Consider the following 23,314-nt stretch of genomic DNA (forward strand, 5'->3'; position numbering starts at 1 on the left):
GCCAAGCCATAGCCGCTAGGGTCTTTTCCAAGCATCGAGGAGAAGACCATGAAGGGCGTAACCGTCGTCGACCATCCGCTTGTCCAGCACAAGCTGACCATCATGCGCAACAAGGATACCTCGACGGCTTCCTTCCGGCGGCTGCTGCGCGAGATCTCGCTGCTGCTCGGCTATGAGGTGACCCGCAATCTCGAACTGACTAAGACGACCATCGAGACCCCGCTCGAGACGATCGAAGCCCCCACGCTGGAAGGCAAGAAACTTGTCTTCGCTTCGGTCCTGCGCGCCGGCAACGGCTTGCTCGAAGGGCTGCTCGATCTGGTGCCGGCGGCGCGCGTCGCCCATATCGGCCTGTATCGCGACCACGAGACGCTGCAGGCGGTGGAGTATTTCTTCAAGGCGCCAAGCGACCTCGCCGACCGCCTCATCATCGTCGTCGACCCGATGCTTGCCACCGCCAATTCGGCGATCGCGGCCATCGACAAGTTGAAGGAGCGCGGCGCCACCAACATCCGCTTCCTGTGCCTGCTTGCCGCGCCCGAGGGCATCGAGCGTTTCACCAGCGCCCATCCGGATGTTCCGGTCTACACCGCCTCCATCGACCGCCAGCTCAACGAGAAGGGCTACATCCTGCCCGGCCTCGGCGATGCCGGCGACCGTATGTTCGGCACCAAATAGGCTGCCTTTACCCTTCGTTTACGCAGCCCAGCGGTTTCAACGCCAAGGCACGCATTCACGGGCCGGCATTAAAGCGTCGAATACCAAGACGGCTTAGGGTGCGCCTCGCATAGGGGCGTTTCATGCTGCGTAAACTGGTCATCCTGGGTATCTTCGCCGGCGGTTCCGCCGCCATACCCAGCATCTTTCAGGCAAACCCGCAGTTGCTCGAGCGGCTGTTGGGAACCGGCTCCAACGCGCCGGTCCAGAACATCTCCTCGCCTGCCGCTCAGGCAACGGCAAACTCCGCGCCGCAACAGCCGCTGGGCCGCAAGGTGCTGATCGAGGCCAATGCGACTGGGCATTTCCTGGCGAGCTTCAAGATCAACGGTCGTCAGGTCGACGCCATGGTCGACACGGGCGCCACATTGGTGGCGCTCAACGCCTCGACGGCGCGCCGCGTCGGCGTCTCCGTCGGCCCGGCCGATTTCAACCATCAGGTCAACACTGCCAACGGCCCGGTCAAGGTGGCGCTGGTTCGCCTCTCCAGCCTGCAGATCGGCAAGATCGCGCTCGACGATGTCGACGCCGTCATCATCGACGACAGGTCGCTCGGAACCAACCTCATCGGCATGAGCTTCCTGAAACGGCTCGACAAATACACGGTCGAGAATGGCGCGCTGATGATGGCGCAATAGCGCCGTCGGCGTCAGGCGCGCGGTGCGATCCTTCGAATGATCGCCTTTTCGCCGGCCGGCTTGGCGGGACCGATCGTATAGGCCGAAATCACTGCGGCGGCGGCTATCTCGGCGTCACCTTGCGAGCGGGCATGGACAAGCGCCAGCGCTTCGCCGATGCGCACTTCGGAACCGACCGGCAGGAGCCGGGTGAGCCCGACCGTGTGGTCGATGCTGTCATGTGGGCGGATGCGGCCGCCGCCCAGGGTCACCACGGCAAGACCGATGTCGCGGGTCGCGATACCGGTGACGAAACCGCTGCGCGGGGCTTTCACCGGGAACTGAACCGGCGCCACGGGCACGTATTTTCCAGGCTTTTCCACGAAATCGGCCGGCCCACCGAGCGCCCTGACCATACGGCCGAACACGGCCGCCGCCCGGCCGCTGGCCAGCGCCTCAGTGGCGCGCTGCATGCCATCCTGATTGGACGAAACGAGACCCGCCGACTGCAGCATTTCCGCGGCCAGCGCCAGCGCCACCGTTTCCAGCCGCTTGTCGCGATAACGGCCGGTCAGGAAATCGACCGCATTCAAGACTTCGACGGCATTGCCGGCGGCGGAAGCGAGCGGCTCGTTCATGCCGGTGATCAGCGCGCTGGTCTTCAGACCCGCGCCATTCGCCACCTCGACCAGGCTGGTGGCCAGCGCCGTCGCATCGCGCGACTTTTCCATGAAGGCGCCGTTGCCGAGCTTCACGTCGAGCACCAGCGATTGCAGGCCGGCCGCCAGTTTCTTCGACAGGATCGAGGCCGTGATCAACGGCACCGACTCCACCGTGGCGGTGACATCGCGAATGCCATAGAGGCGCCGGTCGGCGGGGGCGAGATCGCCGGTCTGGCCAATGATGGCCGCACCCGCCTCGAGTACCGCCTTGCGCAGCAGAGCGACATCTGGCTGACTGATATAGCCAGGGATCGAATCCATCTTGTCCAATGTCCCGCCGGTATGGCCGAGACCGCGTCCCGAGATCATCGGTACATAGGCGCCGCAGGCCGCCACCATCGGCGCCAGCATCAGCGAGACATTGTCGCCAACCCCGCCGGTGGAGTGTTTGTCGGTGACCGGGCCCGGCAGGTCGGACCAGTCGAGCACGTCGCCGGAATCGCGCATGGCGAGCGTCAGCGCCACCGCCTCCTCCCGGCTCATGCCGTTGAAGAAGACGGCCATGGCCAGCGCCGCCGCCTGTCCCTCGCTGACCGAGCCGATGGTGATGCCGGCGACGAAGGCAGCGATTTCGTCAGCCGACAGCCTGAAGCCGTCGCGTTTCTTGCGGATGATTTCCTGAGGCAGCATGAAGGCTCACCCGTCCAGCAAGCCGTCCTGGAACATCTTCTTCAGCACCGTGGCGAGCTTGGCTCCGCCGATCGGCGCCATGTCCTTGGTCTCGGTGTGGGAGAGTTCCGCACCGGTCATGCCGGCGGCCAGATTGGTGATGACCGAGCAGGCCGCCACGCGCAGGCCGAAGAACCGGGCAAGGATCACCTCCGGCACGGTCGACATGCCGACCGCGTTGGCGCCCATGATGCGCGCCATGCGGATTTCCGCCGGCGTCTCGAAGGACGGGCCGGAGAACCACATGTAGACGCCTTTGTGCAAGACAGTGCCGGTCGACTTCGCCGCCCGCTCGATCGCCGCCCGCATGCCAGCATCATAGGCCTCGGTCAGCCCGACGAAACGCCTGTCGGTTGGCTCGCCGAACAGCGGATTGGAGCCGGAGAAATTGATGTGGTCGTCGATCAGCATCACCGATCCGGGCGGCATGTCCGGGTCGACGGAGCCGGCGGCGTTGGTCAAAAGCAACTTCGTCACGCCGATGCCGGCCAGCGTTTCGATGACCGGGCGCATCGCGGCGGCATTGCCATGTTCATAGTAGTGCGCCCGACCGGCCAGCATCAGCACCGGCTTGCCGGCGAAGTGTCCCGCCACCACCGCGCCGGCATGACCGGTCACGCCGCTCTGCGGAAAGCCGGGCAATTCGGCATAAGGAATGCGGATGGCGTCCTTGACCTCATCGACCAGTCCGCCGAGCCCGGAGCCCAGCACGAGCGCGGCACTCGGCACAAGACCGTCCAGCCGCTCGACGAGGCGATCGATCGCGTCCTTCATTTGAGGATGTCGCCCCGGAACCCATAGGGCAGCATCTCGCCCATGGTCACCGTCTCGGCCACGCCGGTCTCGTCGCAGAGATAGAGTTTGGTATCGGGCCGGGTGAATTCGGCGAGCCGCTGGCGGCAACCGCCGCAAGGCGAGCATTTGGCCATGCGTTCGGCGATGACCGCGATCTCGACGATCTTGCCGCCGCCACCCATGATGTAATGGCCCAATGCGGTCGTCTCGGCGCACCAGCCTTCCGGATAGGACGCCACTTCGATGTTGGCGCCGGAAAACACGCGCCCATCCTCGGTGCGCAGCGCTGCACCCACCGGGAATTTCGAATAAGGCGCATAGGCCTTGGCCATGGCCGCCTTGGCGGCGAGGTAGAGGTCATGCGACATCGGTCAGCGTTCCTTCACATAGGGCACGCCGCCGGCGCGCGGCGGGATCGCCTTGCCGATGAAGCCGGCAAGCAGGATCACGGTAAGCACATAAGGCAACGCCTGCATGAACTGCACCGGCACCTTGCCGATGATGGGCAGCGGCGTTCCTTGCAGGCGGATCGCCAACGCGTCGAGGAAGCCGAACAGCAGGCAGGCGAACATGGCGTTGACCGGCCGCCATTTGGCGAAGATCAGCGCGGCAAGCGCGATGTAACCCTTGCCCGCCGTCATGTCCTTCACGAAGCCGCCGCTCTGCACCATCGAAAGATAGACGCCCGCGATGCCGGTCAGGATACCGGTGCAGATGACCGCGCGGTAGCGCAGCCAGGTGACCGAGATGCCGGCGGTGTCGACCGCCGCCGGGTTCTCGCCGACGGCGCGGAGACGCAAGCCGAAGCGGGTGCGAAACAACACCCACCAGGTGAATGGAACCGCCAGGAAGGCGACGTAGACCAGCAACGAGTGGCCGGAGATCAGCTCCGAATAGATCGGTCCGATGATCGGCACGTCGCGCATGGCGTCGGCGCCGGGAAGCGTGATCGCCTCGAACCGTTCGTTCGGCGCCAGAGCCGGCGTGCGGCCGCCCTGCTGGAACCATGCCTGGCCGAGAATAATGGTCGAGCCGGCGGCGACGAAGTTGATCGCGAGGCCGGAGACGATCTGGTTGCCGCGATGGGTGATCGAGGCGAAGCCATGCACCAGGGCCAGCGACACCGAAATCAGGATTGCGATGCCGAGGCCAATCCAGGCCGAGTGGAAGACCGATGCAGCGGCGGCACCTGCGAAAGCGGCGGCCAGCATCTTGCCTTCGAGGCCGATGTCGAAAATGCCTGACCGCTCGGAATAGAGCCCTGCCAGGCAGGCCAGAAGCAAAGGCACCGACAGACGGATGGTGGAGTCCAGCGTCTGGATGACGATGTTGAAGAAATCCATGTCAGGCCCCCTCGCCCTTCACCGCCGCCATGCCGACCGATTTCGGACTGAACGAAGCGAACAGTGTCTGGATATAGGGCCGGAACATGTGCTCCAGCGCGCCGGCGAACAGGATGACGAGACCCTGGATGATGACGATCATGTCGCGGCTGATGGCCGGCATCTCGAAGGAGAGCTCGGCGCCGCCCTGATAGAGCATGCCGAACAGGATCGACGCCAGGATGATACCCACCGGATGCGCGCGCCCCATCAGCGCAACGGCGATGCCGATGAAGCCGGCGCCGCCGGCCAGATCGACATAGACGCTGTGCTGGTCGCCCATGATCGCGTTGATCGACATCATGCCGGCGAGCGCGCCCGAAATCAGCATGGCGATGATTGTCACCCGCACTTCCGAAATGCCGGCATAACGCGCGGCCTTCTGGCTGAAGCCGAAGGTGCGTATCTCGTAGCCGAGCTTCGTTCGCCAGATCAGCAGCCAGACCAGATAGGCCATGACCAGGGCCAGCAGGAAGGAGACGTTGAACGGCGCCGAACGGATCTTGGCGCCGAACAGTTCGATGATCCAGTTCAGCCGGGGCAATTGGGCGCCCGCTTCGAACGTGCGTGTCTTGACCTCCTGCATCGCCTCCGGTTTCAGCACGTCGCGCAACATGTAGATCATCAGGCTCGCCGCGATCATGTTGAACATGATCGTGGTGATGACGATGTGTGAGCCGCGCTTGGCTTGCAGATAGGCCGGGATAAAGGCCCAAGCCGCGCCGAAGAGAGCGGCGCCGGCGATGGCGAACGGGAAAGTGACGAACCAGGGCACGACCCTGTCGAGCGCCAGGCAGACCAGGCCGACACCGAGCCCGGCGACATAGGCCTGGCCTTCGCCACCGATGTTGAACAGGCCGGCATGCATGGCCACCGCAACCGCAAGGCCGGTGAAGATGAAATTGGTGGCGTAGAACAGCGTGTAGGCGATGCCCTGTCCGCGGCCGAACGCCCCCTCCACCAGGATGACCGCGGCGCGCAAGGGATTTTCCCCAACCAGCAACACCACCAGGCCGGCGACGGCAAAGGCGACCGCAAGATTGATGAGCGGGATCAGGCCATAGTCGGCCCAGGCCGGCAGCTTGGCATAAGGTGTGCTCATTCGGCTGCCTCTTTCTGCTCGACACCTGCCATCAGCAGGCCGAGTTCGCCTTCGCTCGCATCCGGTCCGCGCTCGCCGACGACACGGCCGGCGAACATCACAAGGATGCGGTCGGAAAGCGAGCGGATCTCGTCGAGTTCGACCGAGACCAGCAACACCGCCTTGCCCTGATCGCGCATGGCGATCAGCCGCTTGTGGATGAACTCGATGGCGCCGACATCGACGCCGCGCGTCGGCTGGCCAACGATGAGCACCCCGGGATCTTGTTCAATTTCTCGCGCGAGCACGATCTTCTGCTGGTTGCCGCCAGAGAAATTGGCGGTCTTCAAGCGCGCATTGGCGGGCCGGATATCGTATTTCGCGATCTTGTCCTCGGCGTCGGCGACGATGGCGTCGATGTCGAGCAGCGGCCCTTTCACGTAGCGCTTGTCCGCGTGATAGCCGAGGATCGAATTCTCATGCTCCTCGAAGGCCAGCACAAGGCCGACGTGATGCCGGTCCTCCGGCACATGCGCGAGCCCGCGCCGACGCAATTCGGCCGGATCGGCGGCCCCTGTCAGATCGATCGGCTTGCCGTCCAGCGTGACGCTGCCCGAAACCGCCTTGCGGATGCCGGAGATCGCCTCCAGCAACTCAGACTGGCCGTTGCCGGCGACGCCGGCGATGCCGACGATCTCGCCGGCGCGCACGTCAAATGAAACATCGTCAACCATGGTGACGCCGCGTTGGTCCTTCACCACGAGGTTCTTGACCGAAAGCTTGACTTCGCCGGCCTTGGCCTCGCCCTTCTCGACCCGCAGCAACACGCGGCGCCCGACCATCAGCTCGGCCAGTTCCTCGACGGTGGTCTGCTTGGTCACGCGCGTCGCCACCATCGTGCCCTGGCGCATGACGGAAACAGTGTCGGTGATCGCCATGATTTCACGCAGCTTGTGCGTGATCAGCACGATCGTCTTGCCCTGGTCCTTGAGCTGTTTGAGGATGCGGAACAGATGGTCGGCTTCGGCCGGTGTCAGCACGCCCGTCGGCTCATCGAGAATGAGGATTTCGGCACCGCGATAGAGCGCCTTGAGGATTTCGACGCGCTGCTGCAGGCCGACCGGCAGCTCCTCGATGATCGCGTCGGGGTCGACCTCCAGCCCGTATTCATGCTCCAGCCGATCAAGCTCGGCGCGCGCCTTGGCGATCGAGGATTTGAGCAGCGCGTCGCTCTCGGCGCCGAGGATGATGTTTTCCAGCACCGTGAAATTGTCGACCAGCATGAAATGCTGATGCACCATGCCGATACCGGCGGCGATGGCGTCGTTGGAGCTCTTGATCGAAGCCGGCTTGCCGTTGACCCGGATTTCGCCGCTGTCGGCCTGATAGAAGCCGTAGAGGATCGACATCAGCGTGGACTTGCCGGCGCCGTTTTCGCCAACGATGCCATGGATCGTCCCGCGGGCGATCTCGAGATTGATGTCGCGATTGGCGCGCACGGCGCCAAAACTCTTGTTGATGCCGATCAGCTCGATTGCGGCTTCCGCCATGCGATCGTTCCCATAATTTTTTTATCGTTTGGTCAAAATGACTAGCACGGCACCTGTCCCCTGCCAATTGGCCGGCTATGACGCCCACTCTCGACAAATCCCGGCATGCTTGTCAATTTCGAACACGCGCGGCATGCGCCATTGACAGGCGCCGTTGTGCAACTCAAGCCCGCGAGAGCAGGGTCCCCAGGGAAATTGACATGACCGACAACCGATTGATGACGCTGGAGATCCACGTCGCCGAACAGGCCAAGACCATCGAGGAGCTGTCCGGCCAGATCGCGGAGCAGTGGAAGACGATCGAGCGCATCCAGAAGAAGCTCGACGCGCTGACCAGCCGCTTTCTCGCGCTGGAAGAGCAGACGGCGCCGGACGTTCCGGTCACCAAGCCGCCGCACTGGTAGAAGGAGTTTTGGGGGATGAGGGAGGCGCAGCGATGACCGGAGAAGGCGACCGCATTGCGCGGGCCAGTGACTACGTACTTGGCCTGATGAACGAACGGGACCGCGAGCGGGCCGAACGTGACCTCGAAATCGATCCGGCCTTCCGCAATGCCGTCATGCAACTTGCCGAGCGCATGCATCTGTTCGATCGCGCCGGCAGCGACACGGAAAACACCAGCCGCCCCTGGCAGGACATCGCCGCCCATATCGCCGCGCTGCCACAGATGCCGCCGCTCGGCCAGGATCGGGTGGGAAGCGGCAAGCCCGTCATCGACGGCCCGCGCCCGCCGATAGGCATCGGCCTGCAAGCATTGCCCGGCCGGCTGGCCCTATCGGTGGCCGCGGGGCTGATCATCGCCTTTGCGCTTGGCTACCTTGCCGGGCGTTTCGCCGGCTGATCGCCGTCAGGACATCGTCAGCCTTCGCCGGCTTCATCCGCCATGGCCGACGAGCCTGCCGAAGGCTCCCACAATTCGATCGGATTGCCTTCGGGGTCATGGATGCGGGCGAAGCGGCCGACCTCGGAATCCCACTCGCCCCGCGTCTCGACCGCGATGCCGGCGGCCTTTAGGCCGGCGATCAGTCCATCCAGATCGTCGACGCGGAAATTGACCATCCACTGCTGTTCGTCGCGGCCGAAATAGTCCGTGTCCTGAGCGAATGGACTGAACACAGTAAGCCCGGCATCCTGGCGCCATACGGTCTTGGCGATGTCATCGATGCCGAGATGGCGCTCGTACCATTCGGCCAACAGCTTCGGATCTTGGGCGCGAAAGAACACGCCACCAATACCGGTTACCCTCGCCATGCTGTCATCTCCCCTTGCAGCATCCCCAGCCGAGGCACTCTAGCACGCGGCAACGACAGATGAGGCAGTTCGGCGACCGGCTTTTGAGAGCGTGCTAAAGTTTCCGTTTCATCAGCACCAGTGGCTCGCCGTCGATGACCATCCTTTCGGCGACCGTCCAGCCGAGCTTGATGTAGAGCGCCTCGGCGCTATCGGTGTAGAGATAGAACTCGCGGCAGCCGACTGCATGGGCATGGCGTTCGACCGCCGCGATCAGCGTTGTGCCGAGACCTTGTCCGCGATGATTTTCGGCGACGACCAGGCCGGCGAGCCATGGCGACACCTCATGCAGCGGCTCGATCTCCTCGCGCACGAACAGGCACGAGCCGATCGGCTCGCCATCGATCTCGGCGACGAAACCGGCTTCGAAACCATCGCCGTCGATGAGTTTCGCCAGCCCGGCCCGGTCGGCTTCCCGCGAAATCTTGCCGTCGTCAAAGAAAGTAACGTGGCGTAGCTTCACCAGCGCGGCGAGATCGGAATGTCGCATCTTGCGAATGACTGGGGGCATGGCGGTTCTCGTCAGTGTCGGCAAAAGCGCCTCGAATTACCGCCACCCTCTGCCGCCATGGTCGCACAAGGGCAAGGCGCACAGTGCATCGCCGGGATAGACCACGCCGGACCTATCGGTTCTCAAAAAAGAACCGCCGGACTTTCGCCCGGCGGTTCGTCATTCGTCCGTCAAATGCCGATCAGTAAGGGCACTTGTTGTCGCTCGAATAGTCATGCACCTGGATCTTGCCGCCAATGATGTCTTCCTTGGCCTTGTCGGCGGCAGCCTTCATCTCCGGCGTGATGAGAGCCTTGTTGTTGTCGTCCAGGGCGTAGTCGACGCCGCCTTCCTTGAGGCCGAGATTATTGATGCCACCGGTGAACTTGCCATTCTTGGCGTCGGTGAAAGCGCTGTAGACAGCAACGTCGACGCGCTTCAGCATCGAGGTCAGCACCTTGCCGGGCTGCAGGCCGTTCTGGTTGGAATCGACGCCGATGCCGAGCTTGCCCGCATCAGCCGCCGCCTGCAGCACGCCCACGCCCGTGCCACCAGCCGCCGCGTAGATCACGTCGGCGCCCTGATCGATCTGGGTCTTGGCGATTTCGCCGCCCTTGGCCGGGTCGTTCCAGGCAGCCGGCGTGTCGCCGGTCATGTTGTAGATGACATCGGTCGCGCCGTTTGCCTTGGCGCCGCCGACATAGCCGCAGCCGAACTTGCGGATGAGCGGAATGTCCATGCCGCCGATGAAACCGACCTTCTTGGTCTTGGAGGCCATCGCACCGAGCAGGCCGACGATGTAGGAGCCTTCCTGTTCCTTGAACTTCAGCGAGCGCACGTTGGGCAGATCGACCTGATCGTCGATGATGGCGAATTTCAGCTCCGGATATTCCTTGGCCACCTTGGTCAGGGAATCAACCCAGGAGAAGCCGGCCATGACGATCGGGCTGCGACCGTCTTCGGCGAAGCGGCGCAGCGCCTGTTCGCGCTGCGAGGCGTTCGAAACTTCGAATTCCACATAGGAGACGCCGCTCTCCTTCTTGAATTTCTCGGCGCCGTTAAAGGCAGCCTCGTTGAAGGATTTGTCGAACTTGCCGCCGAGGTCGTAAAGCAGCGCCGGCTTGATCTCTTCGGCGACGGCCGGGAAGATCATCGCGGTTGCGGCCAGAAGGCCGAGAACGATACGTTTCATAGGATCCACACCCTGTCGGTTTATTTTTCCAATTTGGTCGCAAATCCAGGTTCCGGCCCGGCTTGCGACGTCCGGCAGGAGCTTCTCCCTCCCGCTCAAGCTTTATCTTGCACGGCTGCGGACAAAATTCACGTGGAATTTTGACCCTTTGGAAAAAGCATGGCGCCGAAGCGGCGCCATGAAAAATCCTTTGCCGGCAATGGAAAACCGCCATCGTCAAGGCTGGCGGTTTCCGGCGAAAGCCGTTCGTCAGGCCGGCGCGGCGGCGGGAATGGCGCAGGACACGCCCGTGCCCTTCAGCCCGCAATAGCCATAGGGGTTCTTCGCCAGATATTGCTGGTGATCCTCTTCGGCGAAATAGAACGTCGGCGCCGGGGCGATCTCGGTCGTGATCTTGCCGCGTCCAGCACTGCGCAACGACGCCTCATAGGCATCGCGCGAGGCAACCGCGGCCTGATATTGTGCATCCGAGAAGGTGTAGATGGCGGAACGATAGGTGGTGCCGACATCGTTACCCTGGCGCATGCCTTGCGTCGGGTCATGTGCCTCCCAGAACAGCTTGAGCAATTCGGCATAGGACACGATCTTCGGATCGAACACCACCAGCACCACCTCGGCGTGGCCGGTGAGCCCCGTGCAGGTTTCCTGATAGGTCGGATTGGCGGTGACGCCGCCGGCATAACCGACCGCCGTCACCCAGACCCCTTCGGTCTGCCAGAACAGGCGCTCGGCGCCCCAGAAGCAGCCAAGGCCGAACAGCGCCGTTTCCAAGCCTTCCGGATAGGGGCCTTTCAGAGCCCGTTTCGAGACATAGTGCTTCGAGGCGGTCGGGATCGGCCTGTCGCGGCCGGGCAACGCCTCTTCCGGCTTCGGCAGGTTGAGCTTCTTGTTCAACATGTCACTGAGGAAAAACATGTGATTTCTCCTTGTTTCGTCGAAAGCTAATTCGCTGCGGACGCCAAAATGTTACGCACTGGTGGCGACACGCCCGGTTCGCCGCTGCCGCCGATAACCGATCGCGTAGAGAAGGAAGGCCAGGAGCGCGAACAAGGCGAATCCGGGCAGATCGAGCGCCTTGTCGACGAACCCGTCCCAGGCAACGACACCGGCCTTTTCGCGCACGAAAGCCTCCGTGGCGGCAAGCGTATCGGGCGAGACCGCTCCCCAACTCGTCTTGAGCGGCGTCACCACCAGATGCGAGGCAGCCACCGTGCGCGTGGCGTCGAGCACGGCCATGATGACCGCGATCGCAAGCGCCACCATGGCGGCAAGCCTGAACAGGAAACGCAACATGCAGGCCCTTCCAGCGTCTGTTTCGCCCCTAGAGATATGGCCTGGCGCCCGCTCGCGCAATCGGCGCGACGACTTTACCCGCAGTTGATCGCACCGCGACGCCGACACCTCGGCTTGGCATTTGCTTGAGGCCTGGCCCGCGCATGAACCTCGGAATTTCACCCGGCAATGGCCGACGCTTGACCGGCATTTGGGCACCAGCGACCGAAAGCGGCGGAGAAGCACCACGATCGCTGCCGATATGACTTGGCATTCCGCGTCGGATCGACTAGATGAGCCCCGCGCCCGAAGCTTCGACGGCTCAGGGCGCGGGAAACGGATTGCCTTTGGTCGATAAGGAAATCCGGCGCGGACCAAGGTCCGGTTTCCAGGGGAGCGCATCCCATCGACCGGCGCGGTGCAACCAGCCGCGATCACGCGCAAGGACGGAGAGGTGGCCGAGTGGTTGAAGGCGCACGCCTGGAAAGTGTGTTTACGGGAGACCGTAACGCGGGTTCGAATCCCGCTCTCTCCGCCATCAGCCTCCAAAATCCATGATTTCCGCCGCCGAACGAGAAATACGCTTGGGCTGAGTGTAGACACAGGTCGCGTGTTTCCCGACAGGCCAACAAATCATGCCGCTGCGACCGCCTTTGTGGGCACACCATTCCGCTATGAAATTGTGGGACTTGCTCCGAGTTTGCTGAATCGGACGCGCACGCACTGTTCATTGAACCGCCCTTTCATCGGCCTGCGCCGGCCAATCTCGCTTATGATCGTTTCGGGCCCTTTCGGTTCCGGCAAAGGCTTTAACGGCGCAACCGATACATGGTTTTTGCTGCGATCCGTGTTCGACGAAGATTTCCACAGAGCGAAGATTTTTCGCAGCATGTCGTTCGTTAGAGATTGACTAAATCAAAACGATCACTATCAATCACGACCAAGAGGAGACGATATGAGCGAGCACCGATCCAGGTTCCCGCATGAGCGGCATCAGCAGATGATCGATCTGATCGTCGAACTGAAGCGCGTGGGAACCACCGAACTGGCGGCGAAGATGGGCATTTCGCTGCCGACGGTTCGCCGCGACGTCGCCGTTCTCGAACAGGCCGGGCTTGTGTCGCGCACCCATGGCGGCGTGGTGGCGCGCGGCATCGGCGAAAGCACGACCGAGCCGCTGTTCCTCGAAAAGCTGCGCGTTCACCAGAACCTGAAGACGCGCATCGGCGCCGCGGCCGCGGCCACGGTCGACAACAACAAGGTCGTCATCCTCGATTCCGGCACGACATCGCTGGCCATCGCGCGGGAGCTGGCCGGGCGTCCGGTCACCGTCGTCGCCATGGACCTGAAGGTGGCGGAGGCGGCCGCTTCCGGCGCGACCGAAGTGCATGTTCTCGGCGGCCGCATCCGCAACGGCTATTACAGCATCGTCGGCTCGTGGATGGCCGACGCGCTGAAAGGCATACGCGCCGACGTCTTTTTCATGGCGGCCGACGCGATCGACGAAACCGGCGTGACCAACTCGACGCTGGACGAAGCCGAGGTCAAACGCGCCGCGATCGCGCAGGCGGCACGGACCACGCTCGTTGCCGACCACAGCAAGCTCAACCTGCACAGTTTCGTCTCGGTCTGTCCGCTCGACGCGGTCAACCTGTTCATCACCGACCGCGGCGCCGAGCCGTTGCTCGGTCCCTACCGCGACAAGTTCGCGGATATCCAAGTCGTTTGACCGTCAACGGTCATCGCCCTCCCAAGGCTAGAAAGGCAGAAATACAGTGAGCAAATTCAACAAGTTGTTCGGCGGCAAGAAGCCGATCATCGCCATGGTGCATCTCAACCCGATGCCCGGCACCCCGCTTTATGACGCGGAGGCAGGCGTTGCCGGCATCGTCGAGGCGGCGCGTCGCGACCTCACCGCCCTGCAGGCCGCCGATGTCGACGCCGTGATGTTCGGCAACGAAAACGACCGTCCTTACGAATTGCAGGTCGACACTGCATCGACGGCGACCATGGCCTATGTCATCGGCCAACTTCGCTCGGAAATCGCCAAGCCATTCGGCGTCAACGTCTTGTGGGACCCGATGAGCACGGTTGCCCTCGCAGTCGCCACCGGCGCGTCCTTCGTGCGCGAAATCTTCACCGGCACCTACGCTTCCGACATGGGCCCGTGGACGCCGAACGCCGGTCAGGCCATGCGCTACCGCGACCGCCTCGACCGCTCCGACCTCGTGATGCTGAACAACGTCTCGGCTGAATTCGCCGACTCGCTCGACAAGCGTTCGTTGGCCGATCGCGCCCGCTCGGCCGTGTTCTCCTCGATCCCGGACGCCGTGCTGGTTTCCGGCGCCATCACCGGCGAAGCCGCCGAAATGTCTGCGCTGGTATCGGTGAAGAAGGTGCTTCCGAACACGCCTGTTCTGGCCAACACCGGCGTTCGCCACGCGACCGTCGCCGACATCCTCAAGATCGCTGATGGCTGCATCGTCGGCTCGTCGCTGAAGATCGACGGCGACACCTGGAAATCGGTCGACGCCGAGCGCGCCAAGGAATTCATGCGCATCGTCAAGGCGACGCGCGGCCAGTAAGCGGACCGGAAAGAAGGGGCGGAGGAAGCGTATGGACGTCAGACAGGACACCACCAATTCCTATCTGAAAAGCCTGGCGGTTCTCACCGCCCTGATCTTCATCGCACTGAGCATCACGGCGCCAAGCTTCCTCGGCCTTAGCAATCTGAACTCCATGGGCTTCCAGTTCCCGGAGTTCGGGCTGCTTGCCCTCGCCGTCCTGCCGACCATGATTTCCGGCGGCATCGACCTCTCGGTCGTCGCCGTCGCCAACCTGGCGGCGATCGTCGCCGCCGTCATCATGCGCGCCGGGCCGGAATATGCCTGGCTCGCCATTCCGGCGGCACTCACCGTCGGCGTCTGCTGCGGCGCGCTGAACGGTTTCCTCATCGCCTATCTCCGCCTGCCGCCCATCCTGGCGACGCTCGGCACCATGCAGCTGTTTGCCGGCATCGGCATCGTCATCACCCGCGGTCCCGCGATCACCGGGCTGCCGGACTGGTACACGTCCTTCGGCAACCAGTCGCTCGGCGGCGTGGTGCCTCTGCCCCTGGTGATCTTTGCGCTGGTGGCGCTCGGCCTCTACTTCCTGCTGACCCGCACGCCGGTCGGCCTCAGATTGCGGCTCTTCGGCGCCAATCCGGTCGCCGCCGGTTTTGCCGGCATTCGCGAACGCGGCCTGCTGATCCGCATCTATGCGATCGCCGGTTTCATCGCGGCCCTTGCAGGCCTCGTGGTGCTGGCGCGCGTCAATTCCGCCAATGCCGATTACGGCTCGTCCTATCTGTTGCTGGTCATCCTGATCAACATCCTGGCAGGCGTCAGCCCGGCCGGCGGCTTCGGCACCGTCACCGGCGTCGTGCTTGCCGTCATCTGCCTGCAATTCATTTCGAGCGGCCTCAACTTCCTCTCTTTCAGCGCCTTCTCGCGCGACCTGTTCTTCGGCGGCTTCCTCGTCGCCGCCATGTCGCTGCGCGTCGCCATGGGCTCGCTCAACCTGTCATCGCTCTTCCAACGAAAGGTCAAACCGTCGTGAAGGACCGTCTTCGCTCCCTGCTCGAATCCCTCATGCTGACGCCCGGACTTTCGGGCCATGAGGATCGCGTCCGCCGCCTGATTGCCCGCGATCTGGCTGACCTGCCGCTGAAGCTCCGCACCGACACGCTGGGCAATCTGATCGCCACGCTGGAAGGCGACGCCGGCGCACCCTCGGTGATGCTGTTTGCCCACACCGACCAGTTGGGCTTCATCGTCCGCAAGGTCGAGGCCAACGGCCTGATCCGCATCGAACGCCTCGGCGGCATTCCCGAAAAGGCGCTTCCCGCCCAGGCCGTGCTGTTCTGCGTCGGCGAAGGTAGAGACGTTCACGGCGTCATCGCCAACAAGAGCCATCACGCGACGCCGGCCGAAGAGAAATACAAGGTCACGCCTTACGCCGAACTGTTCATCGACGTCGGCGCCGAAAACGCGGACGAAGTGCACAAGCTCGGCATCGCGATCGGCACGCCGGTGGTCTACGACCCGCGCGTCATCCATCTCAACGAAAACCGCGTGATCGGCACTTCGATCGACGACCGCGCCGGCTGCGCGGTGGTGATGGAAGTGGCGCGCCAGCTTTCCAAGGACGGGCCGCGCCCGACCGTACACTTCGTCTTTGCCGTGCTCGAAGAATTCAACCTGCGCGGCGCCATGGTCGCGGCCCAGTCGATCAAGCCGGACATCGCCATTCAGCTCGATCTCGCGCTGAACTCCGATACGCCCGACATGGCGCATCGCGGCGAAGTGGCGCTTGGCGGCGGACCGGCGATCAGCCTCTATTCCTTCCACGGACGCGGAACGCTGAACGGCACCATTCCGCACCCGGCGCTGCCGCATCTTTTCGCCGAGACAGCCAGGGCTGAAAAAATCCCGCTGCAGCGGACCGCCCATACCGGCGCGCTGACGGACTCTTCCTATGTCCAGCTCGTCAATGAAGGCGTTGCCTGTATCGATGTCTGTTTCCCCTGCCGCTACACGCACACCGCTCTCGAAATGTGCGACCTGCGCGACCTGGAGGGACTGACCAAACTGCTGGTTTCGGTCATTCGCCGCGTCACCCCGTCCTTCAGCCTCGATCGCGACCTCTACACCTGATGCCACACTATCTCGGGATCGATATCGGCACCTTTGAATCGAAGGGCACCCTGGTGGACGACACCGGGCGGATCGTCGCCACGGCGGCGCGTCCTCACAAGATGCTCGTACCCCAGCCAGGCTGGGCCGAACACGATGCCGAGACGAACTGGTGGGGCGAGTTCTGCTCCATCAGCAAGGAGCTGATCGCTTCCAGCGGCGTTGCCCCGAGCGACATCCGCTCCGTCGGCGCCAGCGGCATTGGCCCCTGCATGCTGCCGGTCGATGCCGACGGCGTGCCGCTGATGAACGCGGTGCTCTACGGCGTCGACACGCGGGCGGCGGTCGAGATCGAGGAACTTTCCGCCGAGATCGGCGTGGACGAACTGGTCCGCACCGGCGGCAATGCGCTGACATCGCAATCGGTCGGGCCCAAAATCCTCTGGCTTAAGAAGAACCGGCCGGAGCTTTATGCCCGCACCCACAAGGTGCTCAACTCCTCGTCGTTTCTGGTTCACCGGCTGACCGGCCGCTACGTGCTAGACCATTATTCGGCCTGCAGCTCGAGCCCGCTCTACGACGCCGCCAGCAACCAATGGACCGACAGGTTCGCCGATCGCATCATCGCGCCCGAACGCTTGCCAGGCCTTTTGTGGACGACCGACATCGCAGGCACGGTGACGGCGGCGGCCGCCGATGCCACCGGCCTTGCGGCAGGAACACCGGTCATTGCCGGCACGATCGACGCGGCGTCCGAAGCCGTCAGCGTCGGCGTGCAAGGCACCGGCGAGATGATGGTCATGTACGGCTCGACCATGTTCATCATTCTCGTCACCGACAGGCGGGTCGAGGACCCCAGGCTCTGGTATGCGCCCTGGCTGTTCCAGGGTCAGCACGCCTGCATGTCGGGCACGTCGACAAGCGGCACGCTGACGCGCTGGTTCCAGGACCAGTTCGCCCGCGAACTCGACCCGAAGTCGGCATTGCGCGAACTCGCAGAACAGGCCGCGACTTCACCGGCGGGCGCCAACGGCCTGGTGGTTCTTCCCTATTTCTCGGGCGAGCGCACGCCGATCCACGATCCGCAGGCAAAAGGCATGCTGTTCGGCCTCGACCTCACCCATACCCGCGCCGACATCTACCGCGCCTTCCTCGAAGGCATCGCCTATGGCGTCAACGACGTCATCGAGACCTATGTCGGAGCCGGCGCGCCGCTGAAGACGATCGCCGCTGTCGGCGGCGGCACCAAGAACCAGGTGTGGTCGCAATCGGTCTCCGATGTCAGCAACTGGCCGCAAACCGTACGCGCCAAGACGATCGGGGCCGCCTATGGCAACGCCTTTCTCGGCGCGGTCGCAGTCGGCAACGCCAGGCGCAGCGACATTAGCGCCTGGAACCCGGTCGAACGCCTGATCGAGCCGGACAGCGGCAATGCCGCCGTCTACGCGCGCCGCCGCAAGACATTCAAAGAGCTTTACGCCCGGACGAAGGACCTCATGAAAGAGGCCTCGCGCTGAGCGTCGAACCGCGCCCGGCTGGACGTCACCATGACGGACGGGGCGTTTATTAAAGTGGAGGAACTTGTGACTTTTAACTTCAGGAAAATGACGGTTGCGGCAGCGCTCGGCGCGTCGCTTCTGGCGGGCGCTGCAGCTGTCACCCATGCACAGGATGCCAAGCACACGATCGTGACGGTCGTGAAGCTGTCGGGCATTGCCTGGTTCAACCGCATGGGCGACGGCGTCGCGGAATACGCCAAGGAAACCGGCCATGACGCTACCCAGGTCGGTCCGGCTTCCGCCGACGCCGCTCTCCAGGTGCAGATGATCGAAGACCTCATCGCCAAGAAGGTCGACGCGATCACGGTCGTCCCGAACTCGCCGGAAGCCCTGGAGCCAGTGCTGGCCAAGGCGCTCGCCCAGAACATCAAGGTGGTTGGCCATGAAGGTTCCAGCCTCAAGAACATAACCTACGATGTCGAGGCCTTCGACAATGGCGCCTATGGCGAGCATCTGATGGAAGCGATGGCCAAGGCGATGGGCGGCGAAGGCGAATATGCCGTGTTCGTCGGCCATCTCACCGCCAAGACCCACAATGAATGGGTGGACGCGGCGATCGCCTACCAGAAGGCCAAATACCCGAAGATGAAGCTCGTCACCGACAAGATCGAGAGCAACGAGCAGCAGCAGACTGCCTACCAGAAGAGCAAGGAACTGCTGCGCACCTACCCGAACCTCAAGGGTATCCAGGGCTCGGCCGGTGAAGACGTGGTCGGCGCGGCACTTGCCGTCGAGGAAGCCGGCCTGACCGGCAAGGTCGCCATCGTCGGCACCAGCCTCGTCTCGGTTTCGGGTCCGTATCTCGAAAGCGGCGACATCAAGATGATCTCGTTCTGGGATCCGGCCAAGGCCGGCATCGCCATGAACAAGGTTGCCGCGATGGCGATCGAAGGCAAGCCGATCACCGACGGCATGGATCTCGGCGTCGAGGGTTATTCCAAGATCCGTCTCGACGGCAAGGTCATCTACGGCCAGGCCTGGGTCGACGTGACCAAGGAAAACATGGGCGAATATAAATTCTAAGTCGCAATAGCCCCGACAGGCGCCGCCGGACAATGCGTCCGGCGGCTTCTGTCCCTGGAGACCGGGATGACCGAAGAAACACCCAATCATCGACCCGTGCTGGAGATGCGTGGCATCCGCAAGGCCTATGGCCCGGTACGGGTATTGGAAGATGTCGGCCTGTCCTTGCAGGAGGGTGAGGTCAGGTGCCTTGCCGGCGAAAACGGTTCCGGCAAATCGACCCTGATCAAGGTTCTCTCTGGCGTCGTCGGCGCCGATGCGGGAAGCGTCGCCATCAATGGCAAGGCATCCGGCCAGGACGCCAAGGCAGCGATCGCGGCCGGCCTCTCCGTCATCTATCAGGATTTCTCCTTGTTCCCGAACCTGAGTGTCTGGGAAAACATCGGATTTCTCGCCGCCGTCACCACCGGTGACAGATGGCATCGCCGCGGCTCGCGCCGGAAGCTTGCCATCGACACGCTGAAGCGCATGCAGGTCGACATCGACCCGGACATGCCGGTCGAGCTTCTGCCGGTCGCCTCCAAGCAGCTCGTGGCGATTGCCCGCGCGCTGGCCAACCAGGCACGCATCATCGTCATGGACGAGCCGACCACCGCGCTGACCCGCAGCGAGGTGGCAAAACTCCTGGAAATCGTGTCGGCGCTGAAGGCGCAGGGCGTCGCTTTCCTGTTCGTCAGCCACAAGATCGAAGAAGTTTTCGCGGTCTGCGACACGGTCACCGTGCTGCGCGATGGCCGCGTCGTCGTCGAAGGCCCTATCGGCGAGTTCGATCCGGCCCGCCTCGTCGAGGCGATGACCGGCCGTTCCATCGACAGCCAGCGCCTTCCCCGCACGGAATTTCCAGCCGCCTCCCCTTTCCTTTCCGCAAAAAAACTCGGCCGGCGTGGCGAATTCGCCAATGTCGACCTCGACCTCAGGCCGGGCGAGATCGTCTCGGTGGTCGGTCTTCTCGGCTCCGGCCGCACCGAACTGGCGCTGACCCTGTTCGGGCGCCTGTCGCCTGACGCCGGCGAAATCACGGTCGACGGCAGGCCGGTTTCTTTCGCCAGCGTCAGCGACGCCATCGAGCGCGGCATCGCCTATGTGCCGGAGGACCGCCTGACCGAGGGCCTGTTCCTCAACCAGCCGATCCGCGACAACATCATCGTGTCGAGCCTGGAGAAGAACACCAAGGGCGGCATCGTCGACGCGGCGGCGCTGGTGCGCCGGGCGCAGGATGCGGTGAAGAAGCTGCGCATCAAGACGCCAGGCATTACGCCGCCGGTCGCCACGCTTTCCGGCGGCAACCAGCAGCGCGTCGTCCTGGCGCGCTGGATGGAACGCGATCCCAAGCTGATGATCCTGAACGGTCCGACCGTCGGCGTCGACGTCGGCTCGAAGCGCGAAATCCATGAATTGCTGATCGCGCTGAGCCGCGCTGGAACCGCCGTGATGGTGGTGACCGACGACATCAGCGAGGCGATCGCGCTGTCCGACCGCATCCTGGTGATGGTGCGCGGGCACATCACCGCGAACTTCGACGCGACCGAAATCAACGAAGAAAAACTCTACAAGGAAGTGGTCAGAGAGGACCGGCCATGAATTCTTCTTTCCGGTTCCTCGCCACGCCGCAAGGTGTCGTGCTGGCCACGGCAATCGTGTTCGCGCTGGTGCTCAGCCTGCTCAACCCCGCCTTCTTTTCGCCGGCCACGCTGGTCGACCTTCTGCGCAATTCGCTGGTCACCGGCATCTTCGCGCTCGGCGTCATGATGGTGCTGGCGTCCGGCGGCATCGACGTCTCGTGCACCGCGATTGGCGCTTTCGCCATGTATGCGACGATGAAGATCATCCTCGGCATCGATGTCGATGTGCCGATCATCGTCTTTTTCGCGCTGAGTGCCTCGATCGGCGCCTCGCTCGGCCTGATCAACGGCCTGTTGATCGGCGGCCTCGGGCTGCCGACGCTGATCGTGACGCTCGGAACGCTGAGCCTCTTCCGCGGCGCGCTGCTGACTTTCCTCGGCACCGTCTACATCACGTCTGTTCCCCGCGAGGTCATCCAGTTCTCGCGCAAGGTGTTCGTGCGGCTGGAGAACGCAGCCGGCCAGATGGTATCGCTGCCGATGTCGTTCATCGTGCTGGTGGGCGTCGCCGTCACTGTGGCGATCCTGATGGGCCACACGCTGTTCGGCCGCAAGATCTACGCCATCGGCGGCTCCGAAGATGCGGCGGAGCGCATTGGCATCAAGGTCAAGCGCGTCAAGGTGATGATCTACGTCCTGGCGGGTGCGATCGCCGGCCTGGCGGGCATGACCCATGTGACGCTGTCGCGCATGGCCAATCCGTTCGACCTGGTCGGCATGGAGCTGAACGTCATTGCTGCAGTGGTGCTCGGCGGCGCCCGCATCACCGGCGGCCACGGCACGGTGACCGGCACGCTGCTTGGCGTTTTCGTCATCACCATGATCAACACGACGCTCTTGATGGCGGGTGTTCCGTCCTATTGGCAGAAGGTCGTCATCGGTTGCCTTATCGTCGTCGGCACCGGCCTGCCGATCGTCATCGACCGCCTCGCCCGGCATCGCGAACGCATCGCACGGCCGCTCGGCGCGTGACTCTGGAGGAAATGGAAACATGAAGAAGATCCTGAACAACCCCGCCGATTATGTCGACGAGATGCTGGAGGGCATGGTCGCCGCCCATCCGGAATATTACGCGCAGCCAGTGCGCCGCGTCGTCGTGCGCGCCGCCGGCGCCCGCAAGGGCAAGGTCGGCATCGTATCGGGCGGTGGCTCCGGCCATCTGCCGATCTTCACCGGCTATGTCGGCAAAGGCCTGCTCGACGCCTGCGCCATCGGCGACGTATTCGCCAGCCCTTCAGCCGAGCAGATGGCCGAGGCGATCAGGCTGGCCGACGGCGGCGCCGGCGTGCTGAGGCTCTACGGCAATTACGGCGGCGACGTCATGAATTTCGACATGGCCGGCGAGATGGTCGAGATGGAAAACGACATCCGCACGACTACCGTTCTGCTAGCCGACGACGTCGCCTCCGCCCCGGCGGCGGAAGCACAGAAGCGCCGCGGCGTCGCCGGCATGGTCTTTGCCTACAAGATCGCCGGCGCGCATGCCGAGACCGGCGCGGACCTCGACGAGGTTACCCGCGTCGGGCAGAAGGCTGCCGATGCCTGCCGCTCCATCGGCATGGCGCTGACCCCCTGCACCATTCCGCAGGCCGGCAAGCCGACGTTTGAGATCGGCGAGGGCGAAATGGAAATGGGCATGGGCATCCATGGCGAGCCCGGCATCTGGCGCGCCGCCATCAAGCCCGCCGACGAGATCGCCGACGAGATGATCGACAGGCTTGTGGCCGACCAGCCGCTCGGCAAGGGCGACCGCATCTCGATCCTGGTGAATTCGCTGGGCGCGACGCCCGCCGAAGAACTCTACATCCTCTACCGGCACGCCAGGAAGCGCCTCGATGCGATGGGCGTCGAGATCGTCATGCCGCTGGTCGGCCGCTTTGCCACTTCGATGGAAATGACCGGCGCCACGATGACGATCATCAAGCTCGACGGCGAGTTGGAAGGTCTGCTCAAGGCGCCCGCGGAATGCGCTTTCTGGAAGGTGTGACATGACCGCGATCGACAGCACCGCACTCAAGGCCGCGCTCGGACGGGTGGCGGCGGCTACCGCAGACGCCTCCGCCGAGCTTTGCGCGGCTGACGGCGCACTCGGCGACGGCGATCTCGGCATCACCGTTTCCAAGGGTTTTGCCGAAGCCGCCGCCGCTCCCCTTCCCGAAGATTTCGGCATGGCCCTTCTGGAAGCCGCCAAGGCGTTCCAGCGCGTCTCGTCGTCCTCCTACGGAACGCTGGTTGCGACCGCTTTCATGTCCGCCGCCAAGACGACCAAGGGCAGGACATCGATCGACGCGGCTGAAATTCCCGGACTGATCGCGGCTGCACGAGACGCCATGATGGCGCGCGGCAAGGGCGCACTCGGCGACAAGACTGTTCTGGACAGCCTCGACGCCATCGCGAAAGCCATCGACGGCGTTGCGCCAGAAGCCATGGTGGCGACTGCCATCAAAGCAGCCGCCGACACGCTGGAAGAATACAAGGGCAAGCCCAACCTTCTCGGGCGCGCCCGCATGTTCGGCGAAAAGAGCATCGGCCTGGCCGACCCCGGACAGCTGGCATTGCTGCGCATCGTCGAAGGGCTGAAGGGCTAGGAACCCCGTTCCACCTGCTGATTTTCCATCGCGCGGAGCCCTTTTGCTTTGCGCGATGGAAAAGCGCGC

25 protein-coding genes and 1 tRNA gene are annotated in these 23,314 nt (G+C 63.6%); 15 read left to right on the forward strand and 11 right to left on the reverse strand.

The genetic code is table 11. The annotated features are described in order from the left end of the window. The first annotated feature begins 48 nt into the window (after window positions 1-48). Both upp and QFZ88_RS09495 read left to right on the forward strand, forming a co-directional pair. The gene (gene upp / locus QFZ88_RS09490) at window positions 49-678 is read left to right on the forward strand and encodes a uracil phosphoribosyltransferase (RefSeq protein WP_024926231.1); all 630 of its coding nucleotides are present in this window, start codon (window positions 49-51) and stop codon (window positions 676-678) included. A gap of 122 nt (window positions 679-800) precedes the next feature. Further along, window positions 801-1,355, forward strand: a complete 555-nt coding sequence (locus QFZ88_RS09495; RefSeq protein ID WP_024926232.1) for a retropepsin-like aspartic protease family protein — start codon at window positions 801-803, stop codon at window positions 1,353-1,355. An 11-nt stretch (window positions 1,356-1,366) separates the two neighbouring features. Here the strand turns inward: QFZ88_RS09495 and deoA are convergent, their stop codons facing one another. Genes deoA through QFZ88_RS09525 form a run of 6 tightly spaced genes read right to left on the reverse strand, consistent with a single transcriptional unit; the run spans window position 1,367 to window position 7,533 of the window. Further along, entirely contained in the window at window positions 1,367-2,686 is a 1,320-nt protein-coding gene (gene deoA, locus QFZ88_RS09500) for a thymidine phosphorylase (protein WP_024926233.1), read from the reverse strand. Window positions 2,687-2,692: 6 nt separating this feature from the next. Then, complete coding sequence (locus QFZ88_RS09505) at window positions 2,693-3,499, reverse strand: purine-nucleoside phosphorylase (protein WP_024926234.1); 807 nt, start codon at window positions 3,497-3,499, stop codon at window positions 2,693-2,695. Then, window positions 3,496-3,888, reverse strand: a complete 393-nt coding sequence (gene cdd, locus QFZ88_RS09510; protein ID WP_024926235.1) for a cytidine deaminase — start codon at window positions 3,886-3,888, stop codon at window positions 3,496-3,498. The genes QFZ88_RS09505 and cdd overlap by 4 nt, the downstream gene beginning before the upstream one ends. 3 nt (window positions 3,889-3,891) lie before the next feature. Continuing rightward, a complete protein-coding gene (locus tag QFZ88_RS09515) occupies window positions 3,892-4,863 on the reverse strand; it encodes an ABC transporter permease (RefSeq protein WP_024926236.1) in 972 nt (323 codons plus the stop codon). A 1-nt stretch (window position 4,864) separates the two neighbouring features. Then, on the reverse strand, window positions 4,865-6,004 hold the full coding sequence (locus QFZ88_RS09520) for an ABC transporter permease (protein ID WP_024926237.1): 1,140 nt from the start codon (window positions 6,002-6,004) through the stop codon (window positions 4,865-4,867). Then, window positions 6,001-7,533 carry an ABC transporter ATP-binding protein gene (locus QFZ88_RS09525; RefSeq protein ID WP_024927253.1) on the reverse strand — a complete coding sequence of 511 codons (1,533 nt, stop codon included), beginning with the start codon at window positions 7,531-7,533 and terminating at the stop codon, window positions 6,001-6,003. The genes QFZ88_RS09520 and QFZ88_RS09525 overlap by 4 nt, the downstream gene beginning before the upstream one ends. 200 nt (window positions 7,534-7,733) lie before the next feature. Between QFZ88_RS09525 and QFZ88_RS09530 the strand changes: the two genes are divergently transcribed. Continuing rightward, window positions 7,734-7,937 carry a SlyX family protein gene (locus QFZ88_RS09530; RefSeq protein ID WP_024927252.1) on the forward strand — a complete coding sequence of 68 codons (204 nt, stop codon included), beginning with the start codon at window positions 7,734-7,736 and terminating at the stop codon, window positions 7,935-7,937. 32 nt (window positions 7,938-7,969) lie between these two features. Further along, the gene (locus QFZ88_RS09535; RefSeq protein WP_024926653.1) at window positions 7,970-8,374 is read left to right on the forward strand and encodes a hypothetical protein; all 405 of its coding nucleotides are present in this window, start codon (window positions 7,970-7,972) and stop codon (window positions 8,372-8,374) included. Between the two features lie 17 nt (window positions 8,375-8,391). Here QFZ88_RS09535 and QFZ88_RS09540 read toward each other — a convergent pair whose 3' ends face one another. From QFZ88_RS09540 to QFZ88_RS09560, 5 genes are all read right to left on the reverse strand, one after another. Next, window positions 8,392-8,784 carry a VOC family protein gene (locus tag QFZ88_RS09540; protein ID WP_024926652.1) on the reverse strand — a complete coding sequence of 131 codons (393 nt, stop codon included), beginning with the start codon at window positions 8,782-8,784 and terminating at the stop codon, window positions 8,392-8,394. A gap of 94 nt (window positions 8,785-8,878) precedes the next feature. Further along, window positions 8,879-9,334 (reverse strand): GNAT family N-acetyltransferase, encoded by a 456-nt coding sequence (locus QFZ88_RS09545; RefSeq protein WP_024926651.1) that lies wholly within the window; start codon window positions 9,332-9,334, stop codon window positions 8,879-8,881. A gap of 181 nt (window positions 9,335-9,515) precedes the next feature. Beyond that, window positions 9,516-10,505, reverse strand: coding sequence for a BMP family lipoprotein (locus QFZ88_RS09550; RefSeq protein ID WP_024926650.1), 990 nt, complete (start codon window positions 10,503-10,505; stop codon window positions 9,516-9,518). Between the two features lie 249 nt (window positions 10,506-10,754). Then, entirely contained in the window at window positions 10,755-11,420 is a 666-nt protein-coding gene (gene msrA, locus QFZ88_RS09555) for a peptide-methionine (S)-S-oxide reductase MsrA (RefSeq protein ID WP_024926649.1), read from the reverse strand. Window positions 11,421-11,471: 51 nt separating this feature from the next. After that, window positions 11,472-11,798 carry a hypothetical protein gene (locus QFZ88_RS09560; protein WP_024926648.1) on the reverse strand — a complete coding sequence of 109 codons (327 nt, stop codon included), beginning with the start codon at window positions 11,796-11,798 and terminating at the stop codon, window positions 11,472-11,474. A gap of 427 nt (window positions 11,799-12,225) precedes the next feature. On the opposite strand from QFZ88_RS09560, the gene QFZ88_RS09565 reads away from it, so the two are divergent. The 11 genes from QFZ88_RS09565 (at window position 12,226) to QFZ88_RS09615 (ending at window position 23,245) form a co-directional block, all read left to right on the forward strand. Continuing rightward, window positions 12,226-12,315 (forward strand) — tRNA-Ser (locus tag QFZ88_RS09565). Window positions 12,316-12,732: 417 nt separating this feature from the next. Next, window positions 12,733-13,506: a DeoR/GlpR family DNA-binding transcription regulator gene (locus tag QFZ88_RS09570; protein WP_024926647.1), complete on the forward strand. Its 774-nt coding sequence runs from the start codon at window positions 12,733-12,735 to the stop codon at window positions 13,504-13,506. A gap of 46 nt (window positions 13,507-13,552) precedes the next feature. Further along, on the forward strand, window positions 13,553-14,362 hold the full coding sequence (locus tag QFZ88_RS09575; protein ID WP_024926646.1) for a BtpA/SgcQ family protein: 810 nt from the start codon (window positions 13,553-13,555) through the stop codon (window positions 14,360-14,362). Between the two features lie 31 nt (window positions 14,363-14,393). After that, a complete protein-coding gene (locus tag QFZ88_RS09580; RefSeq protein ID WP_024926645.1) occupies window positions 14,394-15,377 on the forward strand; it encodes an ABC transporter permease in 984 nt (327 codons plus the stop codon). Continuing rightward, the gene (locus tag QFZ88_RS09585) at window positions 15,374-16,474 is read left to right on the forward strand and encodes a M42 family metallopeptidase (protein WP_024926644.1); all 1,101 of its coding nucleotides are present in this window, start codon (window positions 15,374-15,376) and stop codon (window positions 16,472-16,474) included. The genes QFZ88_RS09580 and QFZ88_RS09585 overlap by 4 nt, the downstream gene beginning before the upstream one ends. Next, complete coding sequence (locus QFZ88_RS09590) at window positions 16,474-17,970, forward strand: FGGY-family carbohydrate kinase (protein ID WP_024926643.1); 1,497 nt, start codon at window positions 16,474-16,476, stop codon at window positions 17,968-17,970. Before QFZ88_RS09585 ends, QFZ88_RS09590 begins: the two co-directional genes overlap by 1 nt. 87 nt (window positions 17,971-18,057) lie before the next feature. Continuing rightward, window positions 18,058-19,035 carry an autoinducer 2 ABC transporter substrate-binding protein gene (locus QFZ88_RS09595; protein WP_024926642.1) on the forward strand — a complete coding sequence of 326 codons (978 nt, stop codon included), beginning with the start codon at window positions 18,058-18,060 and terminating at the stop codon, window positions 19,033-19,035. Between the two features lie 66 nt (window positions 19,036-19,101). After that, window positions 19,102-20,616 carry a sugar ABC transporter ATP-binding protein gene (locus tag QFZ88_RS09600; RefSeq protein ID WP_024926641.1) on the forward strand — a complete coding sequence of 505 codons (1,515 nt, stop codon included), beginning with the start codon at window positions 19,102-19,104 and terminating at the stop codon, window positions 20,614-20,616. Continuing rightward, window positions 20,613-21,629, forward strand: coding sequence for an ABC transporter permease (locus QFZ88_RS09605; RefSeq protein ID WP_024926640.1), 1,017 nt, complete (start codon window positions 20,613-20,615; stop codon window positions 21,627-21,629). Before QFZ88_RS09600 ends, QFZ88_RS09605 begins: the two co-directional genes overlap by 4 nt. Window positions 21,630-21,648: 19 nt before the next feature. Then, window positions 21,649-22,644 carry a dihydroxyacetone kinase subunit DhaK gene (locus tag QFZ88_RS09610; protein ID WP_024926639.1) on the forward strand — a complete coding sequence of 332 codons (996 nt, stop codon included), beginning with the start codon at window positions 21,649-21,651 and terminating at the stop codon, window positions 22,642-22,644. A gap of 1 nt (window position 22,645) precedes the next feature. Continuing rightward, a complete protein-coding gene (locus QFZ88_RS09615; RefSeq protein ID WP_024926638.1) occupies window positions 22,646-23,245 on the forward strand; it encodes a DAK2 domain-containing protein in 600 nt (199 codons plus the stop codon). Window positions 23,246-23,314: the final 69 nt, after the last annotated feature.

This window comes from Mesorhizobium sp. YL-MeA3-2017 (assembly GCF_030814575.1).
GTDB lineage: Bacteria > Pseudomonadota > Alphaproteobacteria > Rhizobiales > Rhizobiaceae > Mesorhizobium > Mesorhizobium terrae.

What these genes read in the sequence shown, in the direction of transcription:
- msrA (WP_024926649.1), bottom strand. Translation starts at nt 11,420, where the DNA reads ATGTTTTTCCTCAGTGACATGTTGAACAAGAAGCTCAACCTGCCGAAG.
- QFZ88_RS09600 (WP_024926641.1), top strand. Translation starts at nt 19,102, where the DNA reads ATGACCGAAGAAACACCCAATCATCGACCCGTGCTGGAGATGCGTGGC.
- QFZ88_RS09520 (WP_024926237.1), bottom strand. Translation starts at nt 6,004, where the DNA reads ATGAGCACACCTTATGCCAAGCTGCCGGCCTGGGCCGACTATGGCCTG.
- QFZ88_RS09605 (WP_024926640.1), top strand. Translation starts at nt 20,613, where the DNA reads ATGAATTCTTCTTTCCGGTTCCTCGCCACGCCGCAAGGTGTCGTGCTG.
- upp (WP_024926231.1), top strand. Translation starts at nt 49, where the DNA reads ATGAAGGGCGTAACCGTCGTCGACCATCCGCTTGTCCAGCACAAGCTG.
- QFZ88_RS09570 (WP_024926647.1), top strand. Translation starts at nt 12,733, where the DNA reads ATGAGCGAGCACCGATCCAGGTTCCCGCATGAGCGGCATCAGCAGATG.
- cdd (WP_024926235.1), bottom strand. Translation starts at nt 3,888, where the DNA reads ATGTCGCATGACCTCTACCTCGCCGCCAAGGCGGCCATGGCCAAGGCC.
- deoA (WP_024926233.1), bottom strand. Translation starts at nt 2,686, where the DNA reads ATGCTGCCTCAGGAAATCATCCGCAAGAAACGCGACGGCTTCAGGCTG.
- QFZ88_RS09610 (WP_024926639.1), top strand. Translation starts at nt 21,649, where the DNA reads ATGAAGAAGATCCTGAACAACCCCGCCGATTATGTCGACGAGATGCTG.
- QFZ88_RS09615 (WP_024926638.1), top strand. Translation starts at nt 22,646, where the DNA reads ATGACCGCGATCGACAGCACCGCACTCAAGGCCGCGCTCGGACGGGTG.
- QFZ88_RS09540 (WP_024926652.1), bottom strand. Translation starts at nt 8,784, where the DNA reads ATGGCGAGGGTAACCGGTATTGGTGGCGTGTTCTTTCGCGCCCAAGAT.
- QFZ88_RS09545 (WP_024926651.1), bottom strand. Translation starts at nt 9,334, where the DNA reads ATGCCCCCAGTCATTCGCAAGATGCGACATTCCGATCTCGCCGCGCTG.
- QFZ88_RS09580 (WP_024926645.1), top strand. Translation starts at nt 14,394, where the DNA reads ATGGACGTCAGACAGGACACCACCAATTCCTATCTGAAAAGCCTGGCG.
- QFZ88_RS09515 (WP_024926236.1), bottom strand. Translation starts at nt 4,863, where the DNA reads ATGGATTTCTTCAACATCGTCATCCAGACGCTGGACTCCACCATCCGT.
- QFZ88_RS09560 (WP_024926648.1), bottom strand. Translation starts at nt 11,798, where the DNA reads ATGTTGCGTTTCCTGTTCAGGCTTGCCGCCATGGTGGCGCTTGCGATC.
- QFZ88_RS09495 (WP_024926232.1), top strand. Translation starts at nt 801, where the DNA reads ATGCTGCGTAAACTGGTCATCCTGGGTATCTTCGCCGGCGGTTCCGCC.
- QFZ88_RS09535 (WP_024926653.1), top strand. Translation starts at nt 7,970, where the DNA reads ATGACCGGAGAAGGCGACCGCATTGCGCGGGCCAGTGACTACGTACTT.
- QFZ88_RS09550 (WP_024926650.1), bottom strand. Translation starts at nt 10,505, where the DNA reads ATGAAACGTATCGTTCTCGGCCTTCTGGCCGCAACCGCGATGATCTTC.
- QFZ88_RS09530 (WP_024927252.1), top strand. Translation starts at nt 7,734, where the DNA reads ATGACCGACAACCGATTGATGACGCTGGAGATCCACGTCGCCGAACAG.
- QFZ88_RS09590 (WP_024926643.1), top strand. Translation starts at nt 16,474, where the DNA reads ATGCCACACTATCTCGGGATCGATATCGGCACCTTTGAATCGAAGGGC.
- QFZ88_RS09525 (WP_024927253.1), bottom strand. Translation starts at nt 7,533, where the DNA reads ATGGCGGAAGCCGCAATCGAGCTGATCGGCATCAACAAGAGTTTTGGC.
- QFZ88_RS09595 (WP_024926642.1), top strand. Translation starts at nt 18,058, where the DNA reads ATGACGGTTGCGGCAGCGCTCGGCGCGTCGCTTCTGGCGGGCGCTGCA.
- QFZ88_RS09505 (WP_024926234.1), bottom strand. Translation starts at nt 3,499, where the DNA reads ATGAAGGACGCGATCGATCGCCTCGTCGAGCGGCTGGACGGTCTTGTG.